This window comes from Sphingopyxis fribergensis (assembly GCF_000803645.1).
GTDB lineage: Bacteria > Pseudomonadota > Alphaproteobacteria > Sphingomonadales > Sphingomonadaceae > Sphingopyxis > Sphingopyxis fribergensis.
The window spans coordinates 4,850,238-4,872,412 of the sequence record NZ_CP009122.1 but is presented as its reverse complement, the minus strand read 5'-3'; the positions used below and the strand labels follow the sequence as shown (position 1 = coordinate 4,872,412).

Sequence of the window (22,175 nt, the reverse complement as noted above, 5' to 3'; positions counted from 1 at the left end):
TCAATTTGGTTCTAAATCTCAAATCGCCACTGCATGGACCGGGTCGCCGACGCTAGAGTTGATCGTCGGAGGTGACGATGATCATTTTCAAGATGCTGGCGATCGCCAGCCTGACGATCCTGACAGCATGTGCTCCGCCGGAGCCACGCAGCGTTCAATATTTCGAGGCCAATCTCGATGAGGCACGCGACGTCGTCCAAAGCTGCACGGCGGGCGACAAGCGCGGCGATGAATGCAGCAATGCCAATGTCGCGGTCGAGACTGCCGAGGGAAAGGCCAAATTCGAGCGGTTCCGCGGGAAAAAGTAGCGGGTCTCAACCTGCCTGACGCGCTGTTGTCTCAAGCTCAGCGATGCGGTCACGGCAAATAGTCTCGACGATACCGGCGAGATGCTGAACCCGCGCGCCGAGCCATTCCAGTTCGTCGGCGGTGATCGCGTAATGCTTCGAATAGCGCGCCTTGATGTACGCTTCCTTCAACTTTTCGAACCGCGACCGGTCGGCCTTAACTTCTCGCGGCCATGCCTCGATCAATCGATCATCGATCCGCTCGGCTTGGGTGCGCAGGAAAACAAGATTATGGATGTGCGGCGTGTGGAAAGTGCATACCAATAAGATGCAGTGGTAATATCGTTCCGTCGCCTGATGAAGCTGAAAGGCCGCATTGTTCAACCAACCTGCAGCGACAGCGCTTCGATAGTGATGAAGAAACTGCGCTCCGCTAGGATACCACTCATCAAAATACTCGCGCGCCATCTCGAGCGCCGCATGCGGCGTCATCGGCTTGGGTTCTGCGAGCTCCTTCCCGTCGGCCTCGTACAGCGCGATCCCGTCACGAGCGACGTCGATGAAGAAATAGCGACCCTGCGTCAGTCCGGCATTCACCTCGTCGAGACTGTGAACGATGAAATTCACCGGCGTGCGGAGCCGCTTCGTTACCGACAGCTCACGAATGAGCCGGTCGTCGAGCTTCGACCAATAGTCCGCCCGATCGGTCAGCCGCTTGTCGTTGACGATGATCAGCAGGTCATAGTCCGACTGATAGCCCTTCGCCGTGTGCGGCTCGTCGACCCACCCACCCCGTGCATAGCTGCCGTAGAGGATGATCTTGGAAATCCGGCCCTTGCGCTTCCAGTCCTGCGTCGCGAGCGCCAGCGCATCCTCGAATTCCTCGAAGATGATCTCGACGACGCGCTCGATCTCGCGTTGCTTGTGCGGGGGAAGATGTTCGAGGCTGCTCTGCATTGGGGTCACCCTAACAAGGTGGCGGCACCCTTGCACCCGGAAGATTGTTCCGATGCGCAAGGATGCCGCAAGATGGCCGCCGCTCAGTCGGCGGGTGTCCAGATGATCGCGAAAACATCGTCGCGATCCTGCCCCGCGGCCCGCCCGAGATTGGCGTAGATGCGCCGCGGCCCGAACTCGGGGGTCGCGAGCGAGAGCGAGACATAGGGACGCCCCGATTGCTCGGCGACGCGAATCCAGCCGGCTCCGATCTCGACGCCATCGGACCAAACGCGATAGTCGGGCTGCACATCGCTCGCCTTGCCGCGGTTGGGGCGTATCTCGATCGGTGCCTTGATCGACAGCGTGATGAGCTGGCCCACAAAGCCCTTCTCGATGCTGCCGCTGACGATGCCGATGCTCGCCATGTCGATACTCCTGCTGATTTGCCCGGGACCATCCCGGGCGTGCAGCCGGGCGGGTCGGCGGCTTGAGGCGCTTGCGCACCCGAAGGGCCGAAGCGCAGCGGAGGAGTGAGGCTACGCCTCGCTTGCGCGGGCGCCGCCGCCGACCAGATTGGCGGAGCGCTCTTGGGTGGGACCGGTCGAACTTCGAAAATGGAAGAGCGATCAGGGCGAGCGATCGCGCCAAGGATATGACGAAGCCGAAAAGGGAGCTGCATCGATACGGATGCTTCCCGGCCTCGTCGCGGCGATATATAGGCCTGCTCTATCGGGCGTGGTTCTTCTGAAGGCACGCGCTCGACGGTCGTAACTCTGCTGAACAGGATCGTGTCGATGCCGTGGCCCAAAGGTACGCGCGCCCTCGTGCTGCACAATGCAAAGGCGCGGCAGGGCGAGCAGGCGCTCGTTCCCGTTCGCGAGCGCCTCGCTGCCGGCGGCCTTCTGGTGACGGTCGAGCCGTTCGAGAGCTTGCCCGAAATTGCACGCGACGTGACACGCTTGCATCAGACCGCCGATATCATTGTCGTGTGCGGCGGCGACGGTTCGATCTCATCCGCCGCGCCCGCGGTGATCGAGAGCGGCCTGCCGCTGGGAATCATTCCCGCCGGAACCGCGAATGACTTGGCGCGCACCCTGTCGATCCCGCTCGACTTCGCGGCGGCGGCCGACGTCATTGTCGAGAGTCACAGCCGACGGATCGATGTCGGCATGGTCAATGGCCATGCCTTCTTCAATGTCGCGAGCATCGGGATCAGCAGCGAACTTGCGCAGAAGCTCGACCCGGCGATCAAGAAAAGGTTCGGCCGCCTCGGCTATGCCGTCGCCGCGCTGCGGGTCATCCTGGCTGCCCAGCGGTTCCGGGCGAGGATCAGGGAGAAGGGCGAGTCGAGGACCGTCAGCACCTATCAGGTCGCGATCGGCAACGGGCGTCTCTACGGGGGAGGTAATGTCGTAGAAGAGAATGCCGCGATCGACGACGGCACGCTCGATCTTTATAGTCTCGAGGTCAAAAACCTCTGGAAGCTCGCCCTCATGCTTCGCGCCTTCCGGTCCGGCACGCATGGCGCGTGGAAGGAAGTGCGCACCGCCAAATGCGTCGAGTTCGATATCGAGACGCGGCGGCCGATGCCGGTGAACACCGACGGTGAGATCGTCACCGCGACGCCTGCGCATTTCCGCGTCTTGCCTCGAGCGATATCGGTGCTCGCCCCGTGCGAATGCCCGACCACCGCACGGCAATTCCCGCTCTACCATCACTGACCGAGCGAAGGCCCAGCGCAGTTGCGGCTGCAGCGTGCGGCGACGATTTTCAGTCGTTCGAAATGGCTCTGTGACATCGCGCCGCGCGGACGTCCAAAAATCGTCTCGTTAAGTATTTGAAAAATTTGAGTTCATATCGAAGGTTGAAAAACGAGGAGGCACAGGGTAGTTAAATTAATAAATTAAGCAGTGTGACATCGACCATGACCACCATCGCGCAATATCTTTCAGAGCATGGCCCATCGCGCTCGTCGCTGATTGTCGAGGCGCTCGTCGCTGCCGGAGCGAGCCCAGAGGCAGCGCGCCAGCGCGTCGCTCGGGTCGCAAAACCGATACGCCGCTTTCCAGTCCCGATGCTGCCCAAGCGCGAAGCCTTTCTCTATCTCGACAAGGATCGGAACAGCGAACGCTTCTGGCAGAATTTCATTCGCGACATGCGCGCGACCAATTCGGTCTTCGCTGCATCGGTCGATGGCATGATCGCACGCGGCGGCCTCATCCGTGCCGACCAATTCGCGTCGATCAGCGGCGCGACGGTCATCCCGCAGCGCGGACAGCTGCCGGTCGAGACGGTCGCGCAACGCCTGATCGCCGCAGGGTTCATCAAGGAAATACATAATATCGACCACGGCCGATGTTTCGAGCTCGCGCCGTCGCTGGCTTTCGGCACGCCTGCCGGACTAAGGGCCCGCGACCTCACAGAGGGGATTCTGCTCGACGGAATGCGCGAATGGGCGAGGAAGATCGGATTTGCGAGCTACAATCTGATCCGCATCCGCGGCGACGAAGAACTCCAGCCCATCGGCCCCTTCGCCTTCGATTTCGCCGGCCCGAGCTACCTGCTTCCGCTCCAGGGTCCCGGCGGCAAGCCCGGCTTCATTGTCGCCGACGTGTTCGCTGAGGGGCGGCTTACCGCCGACGAAATCCAGTTCTTCATCCGCAAGGCGAGGATGCTCAAGGCGACCCTCAAGAATATCGGGGTGTTGTCGATCATTGTCGCGGAAGAATTTACCGGCGAAGCAATGAAGGCTGGCCATGCCGCGGGCGTGATGCTCGCCACGCCGAAAGATCTGTTCGGCAAACGGGTTGGGGTGGCGATTGCGTCACTATGCGAAGTCCTAAAAAATGCCGCCAAATATGCATCGTCCAGTCCTGAGCGGCTCACATACCTCCTCGACAATTTGCTCGACATCGAGGGACGCAGCCTCAACCTGCGCGGCATCCTATTCGAGTTAGTGGTCGGCTACCTCGCCCGGCGAAGCGCTATCTCTATCGATATGGGGGTTACCGCGCGAAATCCTGCGACCGGCCAGACCGCGGACATAGACGTTCAGGCCATCACCCAGCAGTCGAGCGCGGTGACAGCGATCGAATGTAAAGGCAAAGAGCCCGGCGGATCACTGTCGCGCGCTGAGGTCGAAATCTGGCTCAAAAAGATTCCGATCTTTCGTGCGCACTATGCGAACCATGCCGCCCTACGAGAAGCCGAACATCGCTTCGAGATATGGACGAGCGGAACGATCGATGCCGACGCTCTCTATCTTCTCAAGGAAGAAAAGGCCAAGCGGTCCAAGGCGCCGATCGACTGGAAGGACGGGGATGCGGTTCTTGCGTTGGCGCGTGCCGGAAAGGAAAAGGGTATCGCCGACGCGCTCAACCAACATTTTTTCAAACACCCGTTCGCCGAGGTCGGCAAGACGCTCGCGGCCGAAAATCCTCCAGAGTTCAATTTCCCGTCGTTCATGATGCCTGCTTTCAAGCCAGACACGGGACCCGGCCCCTCGGGGCTGCCCGCCCTTCCCGACCTTTCGGGGATGGTCACCGAATGCTCACTCGACGACGAACTAAAGGGCGCGAAATAGCCTCGCGGTCCGCAGGAATTTGACTCGATCTGGACCTATCTCCGCACAGCCGGCTTGCAAGCGACAGGGGCAAAGCTATGCTTTGAGGTGCATCGGGCAAGGCGCACGGTGCCAGGCGTGAGAACCTGCTTAGCTTAGTTTTCCTATTCCATCCTGCCGGGTGGCCGCTGCGCATGTCCAAGCCCTCGGGCTAAAGGCGGCGGCGCTTGTTCGCTAAGCAAGTTCTCAACGCCCGGCTTGCCGCCTTCGTCCCGAACGGGAAGGCGGCAGGTATGGACTTCGAGGACAAGGACAGCGAGCGACCGGGTATTGCCGGCGGCGACCCCTTGCCGCCAGAGGATTGGGAGCGCTTCGGCCGATCGGCGCGCATCGAGGCGATCTACTCCGAACACCGCCCCCAAATAACCCGCTTCTTCAAGAGCCGCGCGCCGACCCAAGATGTCGGCGACCTTGTGCAGGAAGTCTTCAGCCGCTTTGCGAGCGCGCGCGGCGGCCTCGCTGCGCTGGTCGAAGGCCCCGGAGCCTATCTCGTGAAGAGCGCCCGGATGCTCCTCGCCGAATATGGTCGCGCCGACGGGCGCCGTCACCGGTCGCAGCACGACAGTTTCAGTGACGAGCATGAGGGAGCGAGCGACCCGCACGCCGCGCTCGAAGCGCGCGACGTCCTTCGCCGGGCAGAAAGAGCCATTTCGAGGCTATCTCCGCTCACGCGCGAGATTTTCCTGATGCATCGCTTCGAAGGACTACGCTATCCCGAGATCGCTCGAATCAAGGGAATCAGCGTGAAGACGGTCGAAAGCCACATGACCAAAGCCCTTGCCGCCATCAAGCGCGCGCGGGGTAAGCAGTGAGCCGCGCCGAAAGCGAAGCCACCGCCTGGCTCGACAAGATGATGGGCCCCGATGCCGACCAGCACCGGGCGGCGTTCGACGAATGGCTGGCCAAGCCGGACAACGCCAAGGCCTATGACGAAGCGCGCGACAATTGGAACTGGTCTGCGGCGATGTCGCCGTCCCGGATCGAGGCCGATGTTCGGGCCGATGCCCGGGAGCGTGAACCCGGCGGGCGGCGATGGGCTTTTGCCACAATTCTCGCTGCGGTGATCGCGGTCGGGTTCGCCTGGTATCTGGTCGGCCGCGACAGCGATCAGCCGATCATCGCCACCAATTCGGCGCAAGGCGAGAGCCAGCTCGCCGACGGGACGCGCGTGACGCTGATGGACGGCGCCCGCATCGAGACGCGCTTCTCGGACGGCGAACGCCGCGTCATTCTGTATGACGGCCGAGCCAGGTTCGAGGTCGCACACGACGCGTCGCGTCCCTTTCTCGTCGAGGCCGGAGATTCGGTCACGCGCGCGCTCGGCACCATCTTCGAGGTCGATCTCCGCGCGGATGTTCCGCGCATCGCGCTGGTCGAAGGCTCGGTCGAAGTGCGGCGCCTCGAAGGCGGAAAGGCACTTCGCCTCCGCCCCGGCGAACGCGCCGAGGTCAGGTCGACCGGCCCCCAGACGATCAAGAGCGAGGAGGCGAACGCCCCGGCCAAATCACTGTGGGCCGACAATCTCCCGCTTGGCGCGATCCTCGACCGCGCTGGCCGCGAGAATGGCGTCAAGATCAGCTTGGCCGATCCGGCGCTGGCATCGCTGCAGGTGACGGGACGCTTCGACATGACCGATGCCCGGAAACTTGCGCTGAAGCTCGGCGCCGCGCTCGATCTCAAGGTCGAGTTCGGTGCGAACGGACCGATTCTCGGCGCGAAATCCGAGTAGGACACCCAAGAAAAACCCATAGGGTGTTCGGAGCCCCCGTCATTTTTTCCCTTCAGACGGCCAAAATCGGCCGCACGGGAGGGATGAATGACGATGAAATTTTTCGCGGCCGTTCTGGCTTCGGGCGTCTCGGCGACCGCACTCTATGCACCCAGCGCGTGTGCGCAGACGGGCGAGCAGACCTACAATATCGAGGGTCAGCGCCTTAGCGACGCACTTCGCAAATATTCGGACATTTCCGGCCGCGAGGTCATCGCGGCTTCGAGCCTGCTCGAAGGCCGACGCAGCAACCGTGTCCGCGGGCGACTCTCTCCCGACGCCGCCCTTTCCCGACTCCTCACCGGCACGGGCCTGACGATCGAACTCGTCGAAGGCGCATGGGTCCTTCGCTCGGGAAACGTCGATGCCGGGGAGACTGGATCGACTGAGACGAACGGCGAAGCGATCATCGTTACAGGCTCGCGCATTCGCGGTGCAGGACCGACCGGTTCTCCGGTCGTCACCATCGACCGCGAAGCCATCGAAAAGAGCGGCTATGGCACTGTTCAGCAGATGCTCCAATCACTGCCACAGGCATTTGGCGGCGGCCCCAACGAGGCAGTCTCGACGACCACGACCCGGAACGGCGGGGGTTCGGATTCGACTTTCGGCTCGAGCATCAACCTGCGCGGCCTCGGGACCTCGTCGACCCTCGTCCTCATCGACAATGCGCGCCCAGCGCTTGGCGGGATCGGCGGCGTCTTCGCCGACATCTCGCTCATCCCGGTAGGCGCGGTCGAACGGATCGAAGTGCTGATCGACGGCGCATCGGCGATCTACGGCGCCGACGCGGTCGCCGGGGTGGTGAACGTGCGGATGCGGAGTCGCTTCGAGGGAGCCGAGACAATGCTGCGCGCGGGCACCGCCGATGGCGATACGACCGAGTTGCAGTTCGGCCAAATCTTTGGTCGTGACTTCGGCGGCGCACGGCTGGTGCTTGCTTACCAATACTCGCAGCGCGGTGCGCTCGCGGGCGCCTCCCGCGATTTCGCGCGCGAGGATCTGCGGGCCTTCGGAGGCCCCGACTATCGGACCAACTTCGCGGTGCCCGGGACGATTACGGCCGCGAATGGACAGCGGTTTGGCATCCCGGCCGGACAAGACGGCCGCGCATTGACTGCCGCTCAGCTGATTCCAGGTGTCCAGAACCGCTACGACGGTCGCGTGAACAGCGACATTTTGCCGAGAACGCGCATTCACAGCCTTTATGCCGCTGCCGAATTCGACCTTACCGACACGTTGACCTTTCGCGCAAGCGCGCTCGCGGCGCAGCGCCGCTACAGCCGCGTCAGTACCGGAGACTTCATCCAGGCCGCGCGGGTGCCGGTTACCAATCCTTTCTACGTTGATCCGATCGGCACGAACCAGCCGGTCAGCGTCGCCTATCGCTTCGTGAACGACTTGGGACCGCAGATCGACAGCGGCCGGGCGCGCGGCCTCACCGCCTCAGCGGGCTTCGACCAGGAAATTGGCCGCTGGCGCGTGCAGGTCGGCGGCGCCTATGGCCATCAGCGCGGCATCGCGAACAAGGCCAATCTCGTCAATCGCCCGCGCCTTGCTGCGGCGCTTGCCGACACCAACCGAGCAACCGCATTCAACGTCTTCGGAAACGGCACCGCAAACAATCCGGTCACCATCGACAGCATTCGCGGCACATTCCAGTCGGTCAATGATTTCGAAAGCTGGTCGGCGGCGCTCCGCGGTGACGGCCCGCTCTTCCGCCTGCCCGGCGGCGAGGTCCGGCTCGCGATCGGCGCGGAGTATCGCCGCGAGAATTTCGACTATTACACCGTCAACGGATTCAGCCTCGCGACGCCCTTCACCGACCCATTCGACATCATTCCGAGCGTGCGGAAGGTTCGCGCAGCCTATGCTGAACTGCTCGTGCCGGTCTTCGGGCCGGATAACGGGATGCCGGGTTTCCGCAGGCTCGACATTTCGTTGGCCGGGCGCGCCGAGAAATACAGCGACGTCGGCCGAAGCGAAAATCCCAAGGTCGGCGTCCGATGGGAACCGTTCCAGGGCATTGCGCTGCGCGGGTCCTACGGAAAATCCTTCCGCGCGCCCGCCTTCGACGAGCTCATCGGCGAGGCGATTTCGCTGTTTCAGACCGAAGCGGTCCCCGACCCCGCTTCGCCGACGGGCACGACCAACATACTCGGCCTGTTCGGCTATGCACCGGACGTAGGTCCCGAAAGAGCGACGACCTGGACCGCGGGCATCGACGTCGCCCCCTCGTCGCTTGCCGGTTTCAAGGCGTCGGTCACCTATTATGACGTCGACTATCGCGACCGCATCGGGACGGCGAGCGAGGATTACACCCGCTTTCTTGTCGACCGGGCGCGCTTCGGCGGGCTGATCACCGACAATCCGTCGCTGGCACTGGTAGAGGGATATTTCGCACGTCCCAGCTTCGTGAACGCAGCAAACATCGCGCCGGGCCAGGTCGCCGCGATCCTGGACGGTCGCATCCGCAACCTCGCCGCCGAACGCCAGCGCGGGATCGATTTCGATGTCGGCTATTCCCCCGCATTCGCGGGCGGAACGCTCGACCTCGGCATCGCGGGCACGCATATCTTCTCGATAAAACAGCAACTGGCTCCGGGCGGGCCGCAGGTCGATGTCGTCGGCACCTATGCCAAGCCGGTCAAATGGCGCCTTCGCGGTCGCTTCGGTTGGGCGACGGGCGGCTTCTCGGCCAATGCCTTCGTCAACTACATCGACGGCTATCTCAACCAGGTCGTGACGCCGATGGAGCGGGTCGGTTCTTGGACCACGTTCGACCTCAGCATCTCGCAGCGCATCGGGGGCGGCGATGGCGTGGAAGGGCGGGGCCTGCGGCTCAGCCTTGGAATCACCAACCTGTTCGACAAGGATCCGCCCTATGTGAACAACCGCAGCGTGTCGTCCGCGCTCGGCTACGACCCCGAGAAGGCGAGCCCGCTCGGCCGCATGATGTCGCTCCAGGCCACCATCCGATGGTGAGCAAAGCCGCGATCCTCGGCTGTCTCCTGGCCGCGGCATCGCCCGCGGCCAGCCAGACGACCCCGCGCGAAATCGCCGAGATTGCCGACCTGTCGGGGCTCGCGGTCTCTCCTGACGGAAATTGGATCGCCTATCGGGTCGAGCGCCCATCCACCGTCACCAACCGGATCGATATCGACTGGTATCTAGCGCCCACGGACGCCACCGCCCCTCCCCGCGCGCTCGGACGACTCGGCACCGCGATGTGGAACGACGCCGGGAGCGTCCTGCCCGGCGAAGCCACATGGATGCCCGACGGCAAGGCAGTCGTTGTCCGTGCCCTTGTCGACGGACGAATCGGCCTGTGGGTGAGTCCCATCGACGGGTCGGGATTCCACGAGATCGGGCCAAGCGAAGGCGAAATCGAGGCCTTTGCCATCGCCGCTGACGGTACCGTCATCTCGCGCGAAGGACCTCCGCGCGATGCGATCGCGCGGGCAGAGGAGGCCGAGCGCGACACCGGTATCTTGTTCGACGCGCGCGTCGATCTTGCCCAACCCCTCTATCGCGGCGCCTCAATCAATGGACGTCCTTCGACGCAGCGCTTCTCTGGTGACTGGTTCGACCGCGTGCCGCTGCTCGAAGATACACCGCGCGCTGTCGTTGCCCGAGACGCATCCGGCACCAGCGAGCGCCCGGCGAACGACGCTGAACGCGCCCTGCTCAAGCCGGCGCCCGGGCCGGACATCCCCGAAAGCCTCCGCGGCATTCTTCGGCAGCGCGGCGTCTGCGTCGCGGCGAGCGGCTGCCCGAACGATGCGGAGCGTATCGCATGGCGGAGCGGGCTTGCCGACGGCCGCGTCCTGATCGCACTCCGCGCCCAATCGGGCCAAACGACCCTGCATGTGTGGACGCCCGCGTCGGCGAAGTTCAAGATGATCGCGGTCTCGGCAGGACAGCTCTCGAGTGGGCGGAGCGACAGCAAGCCCTGCGCTGCAGGCGAAAAAGCAATCTTTTGCGTCGAGGCGGCCGCGTCGGTCTCACCCCGCCTCGTCCGGATCGAGGCCTCTGGCCGCAAGAAGATCATCGATTCCCCAAATTCATTTCCTGGCCGCGACGGGCTCCTTGTCGAAACGATCGCGTGGCAGGTGAGCGGCAGCCGTGCGTCGGGCATACTCATCCGCCCGAAGATCCCCGGGCGGCTGCCGCTCTTCGTCACCTACTATCGCTGCAATGGATATCTGCGCGGCGGAACAGGCGACGAATGGCCTCTGCGCGCGCTTGCCGCGGGCGGCATCGCATCGCTCTGCATCGACGTCCTCCCAGGCGGCGAGATCGCGCAGGATCGCTACCAGATCGGCATGGAAGCCGTGCGGGCCGCGATCGACACCCTCGACCGGCGCGGAACGATAGATCGCAGCCGCGTCGGCATGGGCGGTCTCAGCTTCGGAAGCGAGGTTGCGGTATGGACTGCCATGCACAGCGATCTTCTCAAGGCGGTTTCGATCGCCTCGGTCCAGATCGAACCCACGTATTACTGGTACAATGCTCGCCCGGGCCGCGAGACATTCGCCCGCAATATCCGGCAGAACTGGAAGCTCGGCCCGCCGGATACCGAACCTGCCGAGTGGCAGGCGCTTTCGGCCGCGCTCAATATTGATATGATCACGGCGCCGATGCTGCTGCAACTTCCCGAGAGCGAAGCGCGCCAGTCGGCCGAACTGATGAGCAAGCTTGCTACCAACGGTCTCGGCGAGACCCACCTCTTCCCCCTCGCCCCGCATCTGAAGGTCGAACCCCGCCAGAAGCTCGCGGCCTATGAGCGCAATCTCGACTGGTTCCGCTTCTGGCTCAAAGGCGAGATCGACCCCGATCCAGCGAAGGCCGATCAGTATCGTCGCTGGCGGCTGCTCGGCCCCATCAAGGGCGAGGCTTCTACCGACCGCACCCAACGTTCGACATCGGCGATTTCGAGCAGCCGGAAATAGGCGAAGTCGCCCTCGACGAGATCGTGCGCGAGGTAGGTCTCGATCGCAGGCTTGTCCAGCAGCCCGCGTTCCGCCAGCCGCCCGCCGAGCAGGAGGTCGGCGAGCGCACCGCGCTGGCGAAGATAGCTTGCGGTACAGAGGGAATCGAGCCGCCCTTTGCCGCGCCTCCAAACGACCTCCGGCGGAAGTCGCGACGCGAATGCGGCGCGGGCAACCGCGCGGTCGCGACCGCCCCTCACCCACGCCCAGCTCGGAACAGTAAGGCAAAATTCTACCACCGGCTGTGAAAGCAGCGGCGCTACGACATCGCGGTCCCGCCAGCGGCGCGGCCGGTCGACGAAGTCGAGGATGCGCCGAAGCGCGCGCACATGGTTGCGCTTGCCGCGCGGCGCATCCTCCTCGCCCGCATCCCAGGGATGAGCCGGCGGCGAGGCCGGCACCTGGTCCGCGACGCAGAAGCCGGTCTCACGGCGCCAGCCGCTCGGGCCGTCCCGCACCGCCCGATACGCCAAGCGAGCGGCCTGCCAGACCGTTGCATCGCCCGCGCGCGCGACGTCGCGCATCGTCTCGAATGCAGGGCGCCGCGGCCCGAAATGACGAAAGGCGTCGAGGATCGGCGCGACGCTCGTGTCGAAATCGAAGATATTGTCCCCACCGATGCCCCCGAAGATCGCGGCATCGGAAACGGGGAACGCCGATTCGAAGGCATCGTCGATCCCGCCGAGCACGCCATAGGCGGAGGGCCGCGCGTGAAGGACAGGCGGTAGCGATACCAGATCGATGCCGGTATCCGCGTGGGGCATTTCGAGAAGCTCAGCACCGCAATGCGCCGCGACGGCGCGCGCGTAGGGACGCTCGTCGCCGTCGGCACCGGACGAAACGAAAGTGACGGCAGAGAAATTGGCTTGCGCCGATGACAGGCCTGCCGCGACGATCGAAGAGTCGAGTCCGCCCGACAGCTCGAGCAGGATGTCGCTCCGATTCCCACACCAGCCTCGCAAGCACCCAAGGAACCGACGTTCGAGGTCTAGCGCAAGTTCAGCGACTGGTCGAAGATCGGGCTGCGAGACAGCCTTCCAAGGCGTCCACAAAGTCTGGACAGCTGACTCCTCGGCCAAAAACTTGGCACAGCTGCCGGGCAATAGCTCGCTCACACCTTCAAGCCCGGTCCGTTCGGTCCGCAGATTGGCGTACGCCAAAGTCCCGGCGATGAACTGCCAATCGAATGACCCGATGCCAAGCATTGGCGCGACCAGCTCGAGATCGTTCCAAAGCAGAAAGCCGTCTTCAAACCGGGTCCAGTAGATCGGCATGCCGGTGAGCGCGGCGCGCGCGATCTCGACCGATGCATCGTCGACGGTGAAGGCCAGATAGCTTCCCCAGCCGTCGCCGGGCGCGTGGCAGGTAGCGCCCGAAAGCGAATAAATGTCCCCGAGCAATAGGGCACCGCTTTCCATCACTTGGTCAGCAATGCCGGCGCCTGCATAGACGGTCAGTGCGCCCGCATTCTGAACGCATCGCAATGCGTGGCGCTCGGCAGCTGCCGCAAGCGCCAGCCCCCCGGACGTGGTTCCCACAAGTGCGAGAATGCCGCGTTTCATCCGATCGCCAATATTGGTGTGAAGTTGCGGGCCTCGGCCGAGGTTCCGGTCAACACCGCGCCGGGACTCTGTAACCAGCAATGTGCGGCAAAGGGGCTGAGACGCACCCCAAAAACCAGCCGCGCGCCTAGGCCGTGCGACAGGAGGATGTGGTCGAGCGCTAGCGCGTCGATCAAACATCGTGGCGGGGTCCGCGCCATCCAGCGCGATGCTGCATAGGATGAAGCGATGCCCCGAACCGCCGCTTCGGCGCCCGGCACGCCGAGCCGAAGCTTTGCGTTCCGCATGGCTTCCACCGTTGACGCGATCCGGTTTGGCCGCATCGAACGTCTTGCCCAGCGCAGCGCGCGGGACGCTGCGAAACCCATGCGGAGCGATGTCGGTCCGTCGGCGACCGCCGACAAATCGTTGGCCGGAATGTGAGGCGAGGCCGGATCGAGCTTCGTCGGCTCGCTCGACCGTGCGAGGAATCCTGTCGCCACAAGACGCCCCATCGCCTCGCTGTCGTTCGGCTCGCCTGCCCGAAGCCGCTCGAAGGCCGCGCGGTCTTGCCCGCGCAGCGCGAAATATTTGTCCCGGACAAGGTCGAGGAAGACGAGATCTCCGTCGACTTCGCAATAGCCCGTTCCGGTTGCCAGTTTCCAGCCGGTCGTCATGGCGCCGCGCGAGACCCGGGAGCCGCTCGATGCTGGACGGCTCCCGGATACACCAGTCAGTCCTGGACGAGACCGGGCGTCGGCATACGGCCGCCGGCTTCGACATACAGGCCCCAGTCGCCGGCGGTGTCACCGGAGACCGAGCCGAGTTCGACGAGCGTGTCGTTATCGCGTTCCATGTTGCTTCCCTTCTCAGACACAAGGAAACGACCGGGGGCCGGCCTCGGGCCGGTCCCCGGAGCGCTGGTCAGTCCTGGCTGAGTCCGAGCGGCTTGAACTTGCCGTTCGTTTCGATGCCGACGTCTTCGCTGCCCGCGGTGTCGCCGGTAACGCTGCCGAGTTCGATCAACTCATTGAGTTCGCGGTCCATGATCGCTTCCTTCCATGATTGCCGCGGAATTGCGGCCCTCTCGAAGCTAGGGAGGCCGCGCCGTATAGGAATTTAATACGACTCATATTCTCCGAATATTATCCAGCGGCTCGGACCGGCGCCGGATTTCGGCCGCGACGCGGCCGGCATATGACGCGCGGCGGCGATGGAAGCGCGTGATTTTACTGCGTAAAGCGCTCCATCGACCGAACCGGTAATCGTCCGCCATCGCCGTGAGCGCGTCGCCCACAGACCCATCGACACGAACCTCCAATGTGCGGATTGTCATGCTTCGCTCGACACAATTGATGATGGTAGCGCGAAGTTCGCCGTTGCTGCTGCCGATTGCGATGGTCCGGAAGAGGCCATTGAGCCCCTCAGGATAGGCCTGGTGATTCGCGAGCGAGATCAGTCCGCCTGGCAAATCGGGCCTCGGCGTCCTCCCCTTCAACGCCAGCGAGAGAAGGGCGCCGGTCCACCAATAGAGTTCGACCAAATCCGCCTCATTAAGAAGGGGCTGCCGAAACCCCTCCTGATGCCAGCTCTCGATGATCCGCTCGCCCGACAGGCGATACAGGGCATCGCGAACGGGGGTAGCGCTGGCCGCCAGCGACTTTGCGAGCTGCGCCGCCTCGAGGCGCGTACCGGGCGGATAGGTGCCCGACAGGATACGCGCCTTGAGGTCCAGATAGACCCGCTCCATCGTGGTGCCCGGGCTCATGCCGCGAGCGTCCCGTCTCCGCCCGCCGATCTTTGGTCGCCGATATAGTCGGCAAGAAGCGCCTGCTGGTCGGGCCGGAGCGCATCAACGGCTGCGATCGGGTCGGGGGGATAGCCGCGGAACAGGATCGAGGGACACTGGCCCTCGAAGTTGCCGAGGTTTGGGCGATGCTGTACATAGCCGGTCAAGGCCGCCAGCTCCGGCGGAAAGTCCTTCGCGACGTCGGGTGGATAGGCGAGCCACTGGTTCTCATATGGTTTCAGCCAGCCAAGGCAGTAGCTGATGATGATCCCGCGCCGCACCGACGCGCTGCAATTGCCGCCGGCTCCGTGGAGCGTCGAACCCAGGAAGACGATGGCATCGCCCGGCATGGTCTCGGCAATGATCGGCTCCTCCGCCGGTTCCTCGATGAGCGCCTCGAGCCCATGGCTTTTCGGCCAGATGATCGTGGCGCCATTCTCGGTGGTGAAGGGCGTCAGCGGCCACATCACATTCACGAGATATTCGACCTCACCGAGTGTGCCCTGCCACATATCTTGATCGCGGTGCGGGAATTGCGGAAGCGCTCCCGGATGCAGCTCAATCGCTTGGGCGAGATTGAGCTGGATGCGCTCACACCAGTCGCCGAGCGCGGCCTCGGCGAGGGCGAGGATCGCCGGGTTCATGACCAATGCGCCAACATGCGGCGAGCGGATGAGCAGGCGGCCGAAGCGCTTGGTGCGTGTCCCATAGAAGCCGCCCTCGCAAAAGGGCGTCGCGGCGTATCGCGGATCGAGGTCGCGATCGATCGCCGCGATCAGCTCGGCGGGAACGGCTTCGCGAACGATCGCGTAGCCGTTTTCCTTGAGCGCCCGCATCGAAGCAGAGGGCGGCTGGTGGCTATCGACTGGAGCGATATCGGTAATCATGGTCCCGCTCCTTTCACGCTGCATTGGCCGCGACCGGCGTCGCAGCGCTGCCCGAAACAATCCCCGCCGACTTGAGCCTTGCGGGGGTGTCGGCGTCGATCTCGATCCGCAGCGAGGTCAGCGCGCGGCCGTCGTAAATGCCGGCTTCGCCGAGCGCCTTGCAGTCCCAGCCAAAGGTCCGGATCTGAGCGAACCAGTCGAGCTCTGCGACGCCGGTGTAGGAGCGGATGCCGTTGGCGAGCGCATAGTCTACCAGCCCGACAAGAAGCGTGTCGCGCGCGGTGCGGCGCTGGCGCGCACCGATCCCCGGCGACAGGCAGAAGCGCGTGATCTCGAAGATGTCGGGGCCGGACGGCGGGATGCCGTCGACGAGGCCGGGGAAGAGACCATCGAGAAGAGCCGGGCGCGTGGTGGGAAGGAGGCGCGCCGAGGCGAGATGCCCGCCCTCCTGATCGCCGACGATCAGATAGGTCGCATGGGGATCGTCGAAATGATCGATCTCGAACCGGTCGGCGAGCACCGGCAGGTCCCATTTCAGAAGATCGATGAAGACGCGCTTACGCGCCTCGAACATCGCGCGGAGCAATTGATGCTCGTGCGCGCGGTTGGAATGGTCGATTACCGAAAGCATGGATGTGTCTCCTTTTCGAAAGAGACCATCCAATTGAACGGCTTTTTGCCACTCCACCATAGCACGATCGGGGGGTGTCGGCGAAAAAAGTTCAGCGCTTGGCGATATCCTCGTAGCTGAGGTCGCCGGCATAAAGCGCGCGCACCGTCAGCGTGATCCCACCATTCGCGTCGTAACGCTGCCGCGCGTTGCGAAGATGCTCGCGAACCGTGTCGGGACTGAGATCGAGGATGCGTCCAACCTTCGGGGCACTGTTGCCTTTGGCGGACAAGATCAGACATTCGCGCTGGCGGTCCGTCAGCCGCGGCCCGACCTGCGCGAGTTCGGGATTGGCGAGCAGCCGCGCGGCTTCGAAGGCTGGCCCACCGATCATTCGGGCAAAGAGGAGCGCCATATCATTCGCGGCGATCCCCGGCGTCCAGGCGAAGGACACCGAACCATGCGCCTCGCCAGGAATATGCGCCGGTATGGTAAGCCCGTCTCCTATTCCGTGCCGCTGCGCCTCACTGAGAACCAGTTCGTCCTCGGGGCGTTCGCCCGAAAGCGGCTTCATGTTGCGCCAGAAGAAACCCTCGAGACTGCGGTGACTGGCGCGATGCACCGGATCGGTAAGCCCTAGGCCGCGCTCGTCAAACCAGCGGGCCCAATCCTCGGGATAGTTGTGGACGCGAACACCCCTGTCGGGAGCCGCGAGGAAATCGACATGGTGGCTCAGCGCGAACCAGGAACAGCCCATGCGCGCGCAGGCCTCCGCCAGCAGATCGGCCAGACCCGCCGCATCCTTCACCCGCGTGACGTCGAGCGCAAAAGCATGCGCAGCGTCCATCGTCGGCATTGCGACCCATGGCAGCGGACGGCAGTCGTCGCCAAGTCGGCCGACCGTCCCTGCTCCTCGTCATGGCCTGCGAGCGGTGCCCTCTCAATGGGCCGTCCCGCCGGCGACGGGTGATCGCCGCTGGTCATAGCGATCTACAATGATGTAAATTTGCGGATGTTACGAATATATTTCAATTATATTCGGGAGATAGAACCAGATTGGGGCCATTTTGCCGAAAGCGTCCGAATGCCCGACGGCTGTCATCGGCCCCGCTTGCGAAAATCCCAGACCGGAAGGCCGATCTTCGCAGCCTTGTCGGCGAGATTGTCCTGGATGCCGGTGCCGGGGAAGATGATGACCCCGACCGGCAGTGCTTCGAGCATCCGGTCGTTGCGCTTGAACGGCGCGGACTTGCCATGCCGGCTCCAGTCGGGACGGAAGGCCACCTGCGTCACCTTGCGGGTTTCGGCCCAGCAGGCGGCGATGCGTTCGGCCCCCGTCGGCGTTGCCCCATGGAGCAGGATCATATCGGGATGGCGGTCGCGTGCGCGATCGAGAGCATCCCAGATCGCCCTATGATCGTCGACATCAGCGCCGCCGGTGAACAGGATGCGCGTGCCCTCGGGAAGAAGTGCAGCCGCTTTCTGGCGCAACCGCGCGTCGAGAAAGTCACGGCTGTCGATCATCGCCGCGGTCATCGACCGGTGATGCGCGCGCGATCCGGTGCGCGGTGACCAGGCCTTGCGGCAGTGGGTCCGAAATTGTTCGGCGGCGCTTTCGCGGAAGAATTCCATCGCATCGCGCCGTTCGATCAGGCTGATCCCCTGCTGCACGAGGCGTTCGAGCTCGACCGACCGGATCTCGCTCCCGTCCTGTTCGCGCTGGGCTCGGCGTTGCGCCTGTTCATTGTCGTCGAGGCTGCGTTCGACCCGCTCCCCCGCGCGGTGGAAGAGGTTGACGACGTTCCAGAGGAGCTCTTCGAGATCGGGCTCGATCCGCGTATCGTCGAGACAGCCGACAAGGGCATCGAATATGTCGGCGACAGCGCCGGCCGCCAGGCGGGCATCGGGCAGCGGGCGCGGGTCGGGTTCGTCTTCGAAGGGGCGATGTCCGAAGAGTTGCATCTCCTGAAGGAGGAGATGGGTGGCGCCGGCTTCGGCAGGATCGTCGGCGGGTTCGGTGGGGCTCAACATGATCGTCTCCAGTCGGGTTTTGCCGCGCTCGCGCGGCCTTCGCGGCGACCCCTCGCGGCGCGCCGTACCGAACTGCACCGCGGCCCCGGCCGCGGCCGAAGCCGAAGGCGGAGGATGGCGGGCGAAGGCTATTTTGTTTCGCGATGCAAAGGGGCGCCGCGCGCCCCGGCGGAAAATAGCCGCCCGCCCGCCATTGCGGGCCCGGTACGGTTCGCCGCAGTCGCCCTCTTGCGAAGGCCGGAGCGCGGCCACCCCGTGGTGCTGCATCAGCACCGGTCCATCCCTCGCCCGCCCTCCTTCCGGCCGATGCTGAGGCGTCAGAGCAGGAGTGAACGATCCGCAGTCCGGAGCTGGGATCGAAGCGAGCCGATCATTCGCTGTCGGCCGAGTGTCATGAGATCGGCATTGAAGTCGCCGCGATCCGCTTCGAGCGCGATGACCTCGATGCCGAGCGGCCGGGCTCGGTCGCAAAGCGTCCCGAAGGCGGCCGCACCCGCCGGGTCGTCGTCACGCGCGACATACAGTCGCTGCAGTCCGCGCGGGAAGGTCAACGCTCCCAGATGGGCCGCCGAAAGGGCGGCGATCATCGGCAGGGCTGGTGTGATCTGACGCAAAGACAGGATGGTTTCGATGCCTTCGCCCGCCGCCATGACCGCAGCCGACGTGCCGAACCGAACGCCATGACCGAGCAATTGGCCCATGGCGCGCCGCGGATAGGCAACCGGCGCCTTGTCGCAGGCGGCCGAGTCGAGCCAGGTGCGATGGACTCCGGTGACATTGCCCGCCTCGTCAGTGATCGCCGCGATCAGGGCGGGCCATGCCCGGCGGACATCGGGGGCGTCGTCCTCGGATGGATGATAGAAGCAATGGGGATGGAAACGAAGCCATTCGGCATCGCGAAGGTCGCCGATCGCGCGGGCAGACAGATAGGCGCGGGCAAGGGTGCCGCTGAGCGGCTTCGATCCGGCCCATAGCCTGCGGGCGGCCTCGGGGGTGCCGCGCGGTGCTTTACGCGGAGCCGGATTTCGGTCGCCGGGCATGACGGCAGGCAGGCTCAGAAAGCGGCGCGCCTCGTCGAGCGTGTCGCGGAAGGATGTATGGCCGCAGCTCGCGGCGATGACATCGAGAAGATCGCCATGATCGCCGCTGGCGGCATCGGTCCATTTGCCAGCGGACCGAAGACCGTCGGCGGTGCCAGAAAGGCGAACGTAAAGGCTGCGGCCCGGCGAATTACGGACGTCACCGACCATCCAATAATGTCCCTCGCGGCGTCCATGGGAGAGATATCGGCGGCAAACCGCCTCGGCATCGTCGGCGAGGCGTCGCGCGACCTCGGCTGCAGGACTCGACATGGGGGCCTCCTTCACAAGACAGGCTGCGCGCGATCCCGCCCGGTGGAGCGGGTCAGGAAGGCATGCGGCGGTCTGGCAGCCCCTGCCGGACACCTCCGATGTTCGCGCGGAGCGTCCTGATTTCAAGGGCCAGCGAAAAAATGGGGAGCCCGGCACAGCGCCGAACTCCCCGAATGATAGTCGGTGGCGTTATTCGGCGGCAATCGCTTCGATGTCGTCGTCGCCCAGCTCGTCATGGCCCGCTTCGATTGCAGGGCCATCGTCATTGGCCGCAGCCAGCTCCCCATCACCGTCGGGCTCGTCGATGACGGGCGTGCGCAGCGGATGTGCAAGCCAGCCGGTGCCTTTGAGCAGGTCCTCGGCGGCGCTCGCCATCTCGGGCTTCTTCAGTCCCGCAATCCGCGCCGCCGCTTCGGCCCCGCAAGCCTCTTCGACGGCATCGAGGATCCCCGGCTTGGTCACCCGTCCGAGGTAATTGGCCGTGGTAGCAACCCAGCCCGCCTGGACCATGTCGAGGCCCGACGCCCGCGCGAGGATGTGCGAATGGTCGATCCGGCTCGCCACCGCGCGGGCCGACACCCGGCCTTCATTATAGCGGGTCGCCGGCTCCCACACCGCATTGACGCCGAAGGAGACGCAGTGCGCGAACAGTGCTGCCTGGTCATCAGCGTCGAGACCGGCAAGCACGTCCCACAGATCGGCGGTCGCATCGGGCAGCCGCTCGGACCAGCCTTCGTGCCGTTCGCGAATGGCCCGCGCGGACGGCGTATCGTTGAGCCCCGCATCATAGCCGACCATCGAATGATTGCGCAGCGCGATGCCGACGCAACTCGCCGAGGAGGCATAGGTGTAGAAGCATTCGAGAACGATGGCGTGGAGCATCGCCGCAAACGCCACCAGCGGGCTTGCGGCCAGCGCGTCGCGCAGCGCAAGGGTGCGGTGCGCGGTGAGGTCGGTCACGAGCTTGTCCGGAAGCGGGCGGACGAGATCATCCGGATCTTCGCCCTCGCCGGTGCCGCCTTCTTCCGGAGATGTCGCGCCGACCGCATCTTCCTGCATTTCGTCGCCGATCACGCCGCCGGCCGCTTCCTCGCCGCCCGCAGCTTCCTCGTCAACGGGCTCTTGCGGCTCGTCCTCGGGACGAACGAAGCCGCGTTCGATATGCAGCGACCCGTCGACATCGATGCTCACGAAGGTGCCGGCGATCGCCACTTCCTCCGGGTCGTAGATCAGCGGCTTCGAGACGAGCGGCGCGATCTCCTCGTCGATCGCATCGATCCGGGCACTGATTTCATCGGGGATGTCCTCGGCGCCCGCCCATTCGTCTTCGAGCCGGTCGGCTTCCTCGCGCAGCGCTTCGATCCGCGCCTCATCGTCGGCGCTCGTCTCGGCCGCCACGCCATCGAGCGGGCGGTGGCCGAAGGTGTGGCCATAGGGGAAGTCGACCGCCGTCTCGATCCACTTCCAGCCTTCCGCCGCGACACGCGCAACCTCGGCTTCGAACTTCTCGGCCTGCAGCCGGTCGAGCAGCGCGACGTCCTCGAGCCAGCCGCCGTCATCGCTTTCGAAGAGATCGCGAAGAATATGTCCGCCTGCCTCGCGATAGGCGTCGAGGGTGACGAACTGGACGCGCTTGTCCGATGCCCGAACCTTGTCCTCGGTCAGCCGCGCGCGGATATACCAGGGCTGCTGGGTGTGGCTCGAGGCGAGCATATCCCAGACCTGTTCCTGCCGCGCGTGATCGCTCGACACCGAAAAGGACATCAGCTGTTCGAGCGTCATGCCGTCATCGGCGTAGATGTCGTGGAGCTTGGGCGAGACCTCGGCGAGCTTGAGGCGCTGTTTCACGACCGCGGGCGTGACCATGAAGGTCGCCGCGATCGTTTCGATGTCGGTGCCCTGTTCGACGAGCTTCTGCATCGACCGGAACTGGTCGAGCGGATGCAGCGGTTCGCGATGGACATTTTCGGCGAGCGAATCCTCTTCGGCCGACACGGCATCATCCTCGCGGACGATGCAGGGCACGGGCTCGGTCTTCGCCAGGCGCCGCTGTTTCACCAGCATCTGGAGCGCGCGGAAGCGGCGACCGCCGGCCGGGACTTCGAAGCGACCGGTTTCCTGGCCCGCCTCGTCGCGCTGGGCGCGAACAGTCAGGCTCTGGAGGAGGCCGCGCCGCGCGATGTCCGCGGCAAGGCTGTCGATCGACACCCCGGCCTTCACGCGCCGCACATTGGCCTGGCTCAGCACGAGCGCGCTGAAGGGAATTTCCCGCGCGCCGCTGAGGGTGATTTTTGCCTGTTTCGTCATGATGCTTCTCCATGACAGGCCGCCGCGAGACTCTCTCCCGGCTCTCAGCCC

20 protein-coding genes are annotated in these 22,175 nt (G+C 64.5%); 7 read left to right on the top strand and 13 right to left on the bottom strand.

The features are described from left to right. Positions 1-77: 77 nt before the first annotated feature. Positions 78-308, top strand: a complete 231-nt coding sequence (locus tag SKP52_RS22830; RefSeq protein WP_037553321.1) for an EexN family lipoprotein — start codon at positions 78-80, stop codon at positions 306-308. Between the two features lie 6 nt (positions 309-314). On the opposite strand, the gene SKP52_RS22825 is transcribed toward SKP52_RS22830, so the two are convergent. Both SKP52_RS22825 and SKP52_RS22820 read right to left on the bottom strand, forming a co-directional pair. Continuing rightward, positions 315-1,244 carry a HEPN domain-containing protein gene (locus SKP52_RS22825; protein WP_037553319.1) on the bottom strand — a complete coding sequence of 310 codons (930 nt, stop codon included), beginning with the start codon at positions 1,242-1,244 and terminating at the stop codon, positions 315-317. A gap of 83 nt (positions 1,245-1,327) precedes the next feature. Beyond that, a complete protein-coding gene (locus SKP52_RS22820; RefSeq protein ID WP_037553318.1) occupies positions 1,328-1,651 on the bottom strand; it encodes a DUF736 domain-containing protein in 324 nt (107 codons plus the stop codon). A gap of 369 nt (positions 1,652-2,020) precedes the next feature. Between SKP52_RS22820 and SKP52_RS22815 the strand changes: the two genes are divergently transcribed. From SKP52_RS22815 to SKP52_RS22790, 6 genes are all read left to right on the top strand, one after another. After that, on the top strand, positions 2,021-2,947 hold the full coding sequence (locus tag SKP52_RS22815) for a lipid kinase (RefSeq protein ID WP_052181962.1): 927 nt from the start codon (positions 2,021-2,023) through the stop codon (positions 2,945-2,947). Positions 2,948-3,150: 203 nt separating this feature from the next. Continuing rightward, a complete protein-coding gene (locus SKP52_RS22810; protein ID WP_037553316.1) occupies positions 3,151-4,809 on the top strand; it encodes a hypothetical protein in 1,659 nt (552 codons plus the stop codon). A gap of 206 nt (positions 4,810-5,015) precedes the next feature. Further along, positions 5,016-5,660, top strand: coding sequence for an RNA polymerase sigma factor (locus tag SKP52_RS22805; RefSeq protein ID WP_136173115.1), 645 nt, complete (start codon positions 5,016-5,018; stop codon positions 5,658-5,660). After that, positions 5,657-6,577, top strand: a complete 921-nt coding sequence (locus SKP52_RS24900; protein ID WP_052181960.1) for a FecR family protein — start codon at positions 5,657-5,659, stop codon at positions 6,575-6,577. The genes SKP52_RS22805 and SKP52_RS24900 overlap by 4 nt, the downstream gene beginning before the upstream one ends. An 87-nt stretch (positions 6,578-6,664) precedes the next feature. Beyond that, positions 6,665-9,601, top strand: a complete 2,937-nt coding sequence (locus SKP52_RS22795; RefSeq protein WP_052208766.1) for a TonB-dependent receptor — start codon at positions 6,665-6,667, stop codon at positions 9,599-9,601. Further along, entirely contained in the window at positions 9,595-11,568 is a 1,974-nt protein-coding gene (locus SKP52_RS22790; protein WP_037553315.1) for an Atxe2 family lasso peptide isopeptidase, read from the top strand. Before SKP52_RS22795 ends, SKP52_RS22790 begins: the two co-directional genes overlap by 7 nt. Here SKP52_RS22790 and SKP52_RS22785 read toward each other — a convergent pair. The 11 genes from SKP52_RS22785 to SKP52_RS22745 all read right to left on the bottom strand — a co-directional run bounded on the left by SKP52_RS22785 (position 11,469) and on the right by SKP52_RS22745 (position 22,124). Further along, positions 11,469-13,169 carry an asparagine synthase-related protein gene (locus SKP52_RS22785; RefSeq protein WP_039579005.1) on the bottom strand — a complete coding sequence of 567 codons (1,701 nt, stop codon included), beginning with the start codon at positions 13,167-13,169 and terminating at the stop codon, positions 11,469-11,471. The genes SKP52_RS22790 and SKP52_RS22785 overlap by 100 nt on opposite strands. After that, positions 13,166-13,825, bottom strand: coding sequence for a lasso peptide biosynthesis B2 protein (locus SKP52_RS22780; RefSeq protein WP_037553313.1), 660 nt, complete (start codon positions 13,823-13,825; stop codon positions 13,166-13,168). Before SKP52_RS22780 ends, SKP52_RS22785 begins: the two co-directional genes overlap by 4 nt. A 56-nt stretch (positions 13,826-13,881) precedes the next feature. Beyond that, entirely contained in the window at positions 13,882-14,004 is a 123-nt protein-coding gene (locus SKP52_RS27310; protein WP_255265931.1) for a hypothetical protein, read from the bottom strand. Positions 14,005-14,072: 68 nt separating this feature from the next. After that, positions 14,073-14,195, bottom strand: coding sequence for a hypothetical protein (locus SKP52_RS27305; RefSeq protein WP_255265930.1), 123 nt, complete (start codon positions 14,193-14,195; stop codon positions 14,073-14,075). 82 nt (positions 14,196-14,277) lie between these two features. Then, a complete protein-coding gene (locus tag SKP52_RS24895) occupies positions 14,278-14,916 on the bottom strand; it encodes a GntR family transcriptional regulator (RefSeq protein WP_052181958.1) in 639 nt (212 codons plus the stop codon). Then, positions 14,913-15,824: a phytanoyl-CoA dioxygenase family protein gene (locus tag SKP52_RS22770; protein ID WP_037553312.1), complete on the bottom strand. Its 912-nt coding sequence runs from the start codon at positions 15,822-15,824 to the stop codon at positions 14,913-14,915. The genes SKP52_RS24895 and SKP52_RS22770 overlap by 4 nt, the downstream gene beginning before the upstream one ends. Positions 15,825-15,837: 13 nt before the next feature. Beyond that, positions 15,838-16,455, bottom strand: coding sequence for an acyl-homoserine-lactone synthase (locus SKP52_RS22765; protein ID WP_052181957.1), 618 nt, complete (start codon positions 16,453-16,455; stop codon positions 15,838-15,840). 91 nt (positions 16,456-16,546) lie between these two features. Further along, on the bottom strand, positions 16,547-17,290 hold the full coding sequence (locus SKP52_RS22760; protein ID WP_052208764.1) for a helix-turn-helix transcriptional regulator: 744 nt from the start codon (positions 17,288-17,290) through the stop codon (positions 16,547-16,549). Between the two features lie 242 nt (positions 17,291-17,532). After that, on the bottom strand, positions 17,533-18,465 hold the full coding sequence (locus SKP52_RS22755; protein ID WP_037553311.1) for a DUF2493 domain-containing protein: 933 nt from the start codon (positions 18,463-18,465) through the stop codon (positions 17,533-17,535). A 317-nt stretch (positions 18,466-18,782) separates the two neighbouring features. Continuing rightward, on the bottom strand, positions 18,783-19,817 hold the full coding sequence (locus SKP52_RS22750; protein ID WP_037553310.1) for a DUF7146 domain-containing protein: 1,035 nt from the start codon (positions 19,815-19,817) through the stop codon (positions 18,783-18,785). Between the two features lie 189 nt (positions 19,818-20,006). Beyond that, positions 20,007-22,124, bottom strand: coding sequence for a ParB/RepB/Spo0J family partition protein (locus SKP52_RS22745; protein WP_037553309.1), 2,118 nt, complete (start codon positions 22,122-22,124; stop codon positions 20,007-20,009). Positions 22,125-22,175: the final 51 nt, after the last annotated feature.

What these genes read in the sequence shown, in the direction of transcription:
- SKP52_RS22830 (WP_037553321.1), top strand. Translation starts at nt 78, where the DNA reads ATGATCATTTTCAAGATGCTGGCGATCGCCAGCCTGACGATCCTGACA.
- SKP52_RS22825 (WP_037553319.1), bottom strand. Translation starts at nt 1,244, where the DNA reads ATGCAGAGCAGCCTCGAACATCTTCCCCCGCACAAGCAACGCGAGATC.
- SKP52_RS22820 (WP_037553318.1), bottom strand. Translation starts at nt 1,651, where the DNA reads ATGGCGAGCATCGGCATCGTCAGCGGCAGCATCGAGAAGGGCTTTGTG.
- SKP52_RS22815 (WP_052181962.1), top strand. Translation starts at nt 2,021, where the DNA reads ATGCCGTGGCCCAAAGGTACGCGCGCCCTCGTGCTGCACAATGCAAAG.
- SKP52_RS22810 (WP_037553316.1), top strand. Translation starts at nt 3,151, where the DNA reads ATGACCACCATCGCGCAATATCTTTCAGAGCATGGCCCATCGCGCTCG.
- SKP52_RS22795 (WP_052208766.1), top strand. Translation starts at nt 6,665, where the DNA reads ATGACGATGAAATTTTTCGCGGCCGTTCTGGCTTCGGGCGTCTCGGCG.
- SKP52_RS22790 (WP_037553315.1), top strand. Translation starts at nt 9,595, where the DNA reads ATGGTGAGCAAAGCCGCGATCCTCGGCTGTCTCCTGGCCGCGGCATCG.
- SKP52_RS22785 (WP_039579005.1), bottom strand. Translation starts at nt 13,169, where the DNA reads ATGAAACGCGGCATTCTCGCACTTGTGGGAACCACGTCCGGGGGGCTG.
- SKP52_RS22780 (WP_037553313.1), bottom strand. Translation starts at nt 13,825, where the DNA reads ATGACGACCGGCTGGAAACTGGCAACCGGAACGGGCTATTGCGAAGTC.
- SKP52_RS27310 (WP_255265931.1), bottom strand. Translation starts at nt 14,004, where the DNA reads ATGGAACGCGATAACGACACGCTCGTCGAACTCGGCTCGGTCTCCGGT.
- SKP52_RS27305 (WP_255265930.1), bottom strand. Translation starts at nt 14,195, where the DNA reads ATGGACCGCGAACTCAATGAGTTGATCGAACTCGGCAGCGTTACCGGC.
- SKP52_RS24895 (WP_052181958.1), bottom strand. Translation starts at nt 14,916, where the DNA reads ATGAGCCCGGGCACCACGATGGAGCGGGTCTATCTGGACCTCAAGGCG.
- SKP52_RS22770 (WP_037553312.1), bottom strand. Translation starts at nt 15,824, where the DNA reads ATGATTACCGATATCGCTCCAGTCGATAGCCACCAGCCGCCCTCTGCT.
- SKP52_RS22765 (WP_052181957.1), bottom strand. Translation starts at nt 16,455, where the DNA reads ATGCTTTCGGTAATCGACCATTCCAACCGCGCGCACGAGCATCAATTG.
- SKP52_RS22760 (WP_052208764.1), bottom strand. Translation starts at nt 17,290, where the DNA reads ATGCCGACGATGGACGCTGCGCATGCTTTTGCGCTCGACGTCACGCGG.
- SKP52_RS22755 (WP_037553311.1), bottom strand. Translation starts at nt 18,465, where the DNA reads ATGTTGAGCCCCACCGAACCCGCCGACGATCCTGCCGAAGCCGGCGCC.
- SKP52_RS22750 (WP_037553310.1), bottom strand. Translation starts at nt 19,817, where the DNA reads ATGTCGAGTCCTGCAGCCGAGGTCGCGCGACGCCTCGCCGACGATGCC.
- SKP52_RS22745 (WP_037553309.1), bottom strand. Translation starts at nt 22,124, where the DNA reads ATGACGAAACAGGCAAAAATCACCCTCAGCGGCGCGCGGGAAATTCCC.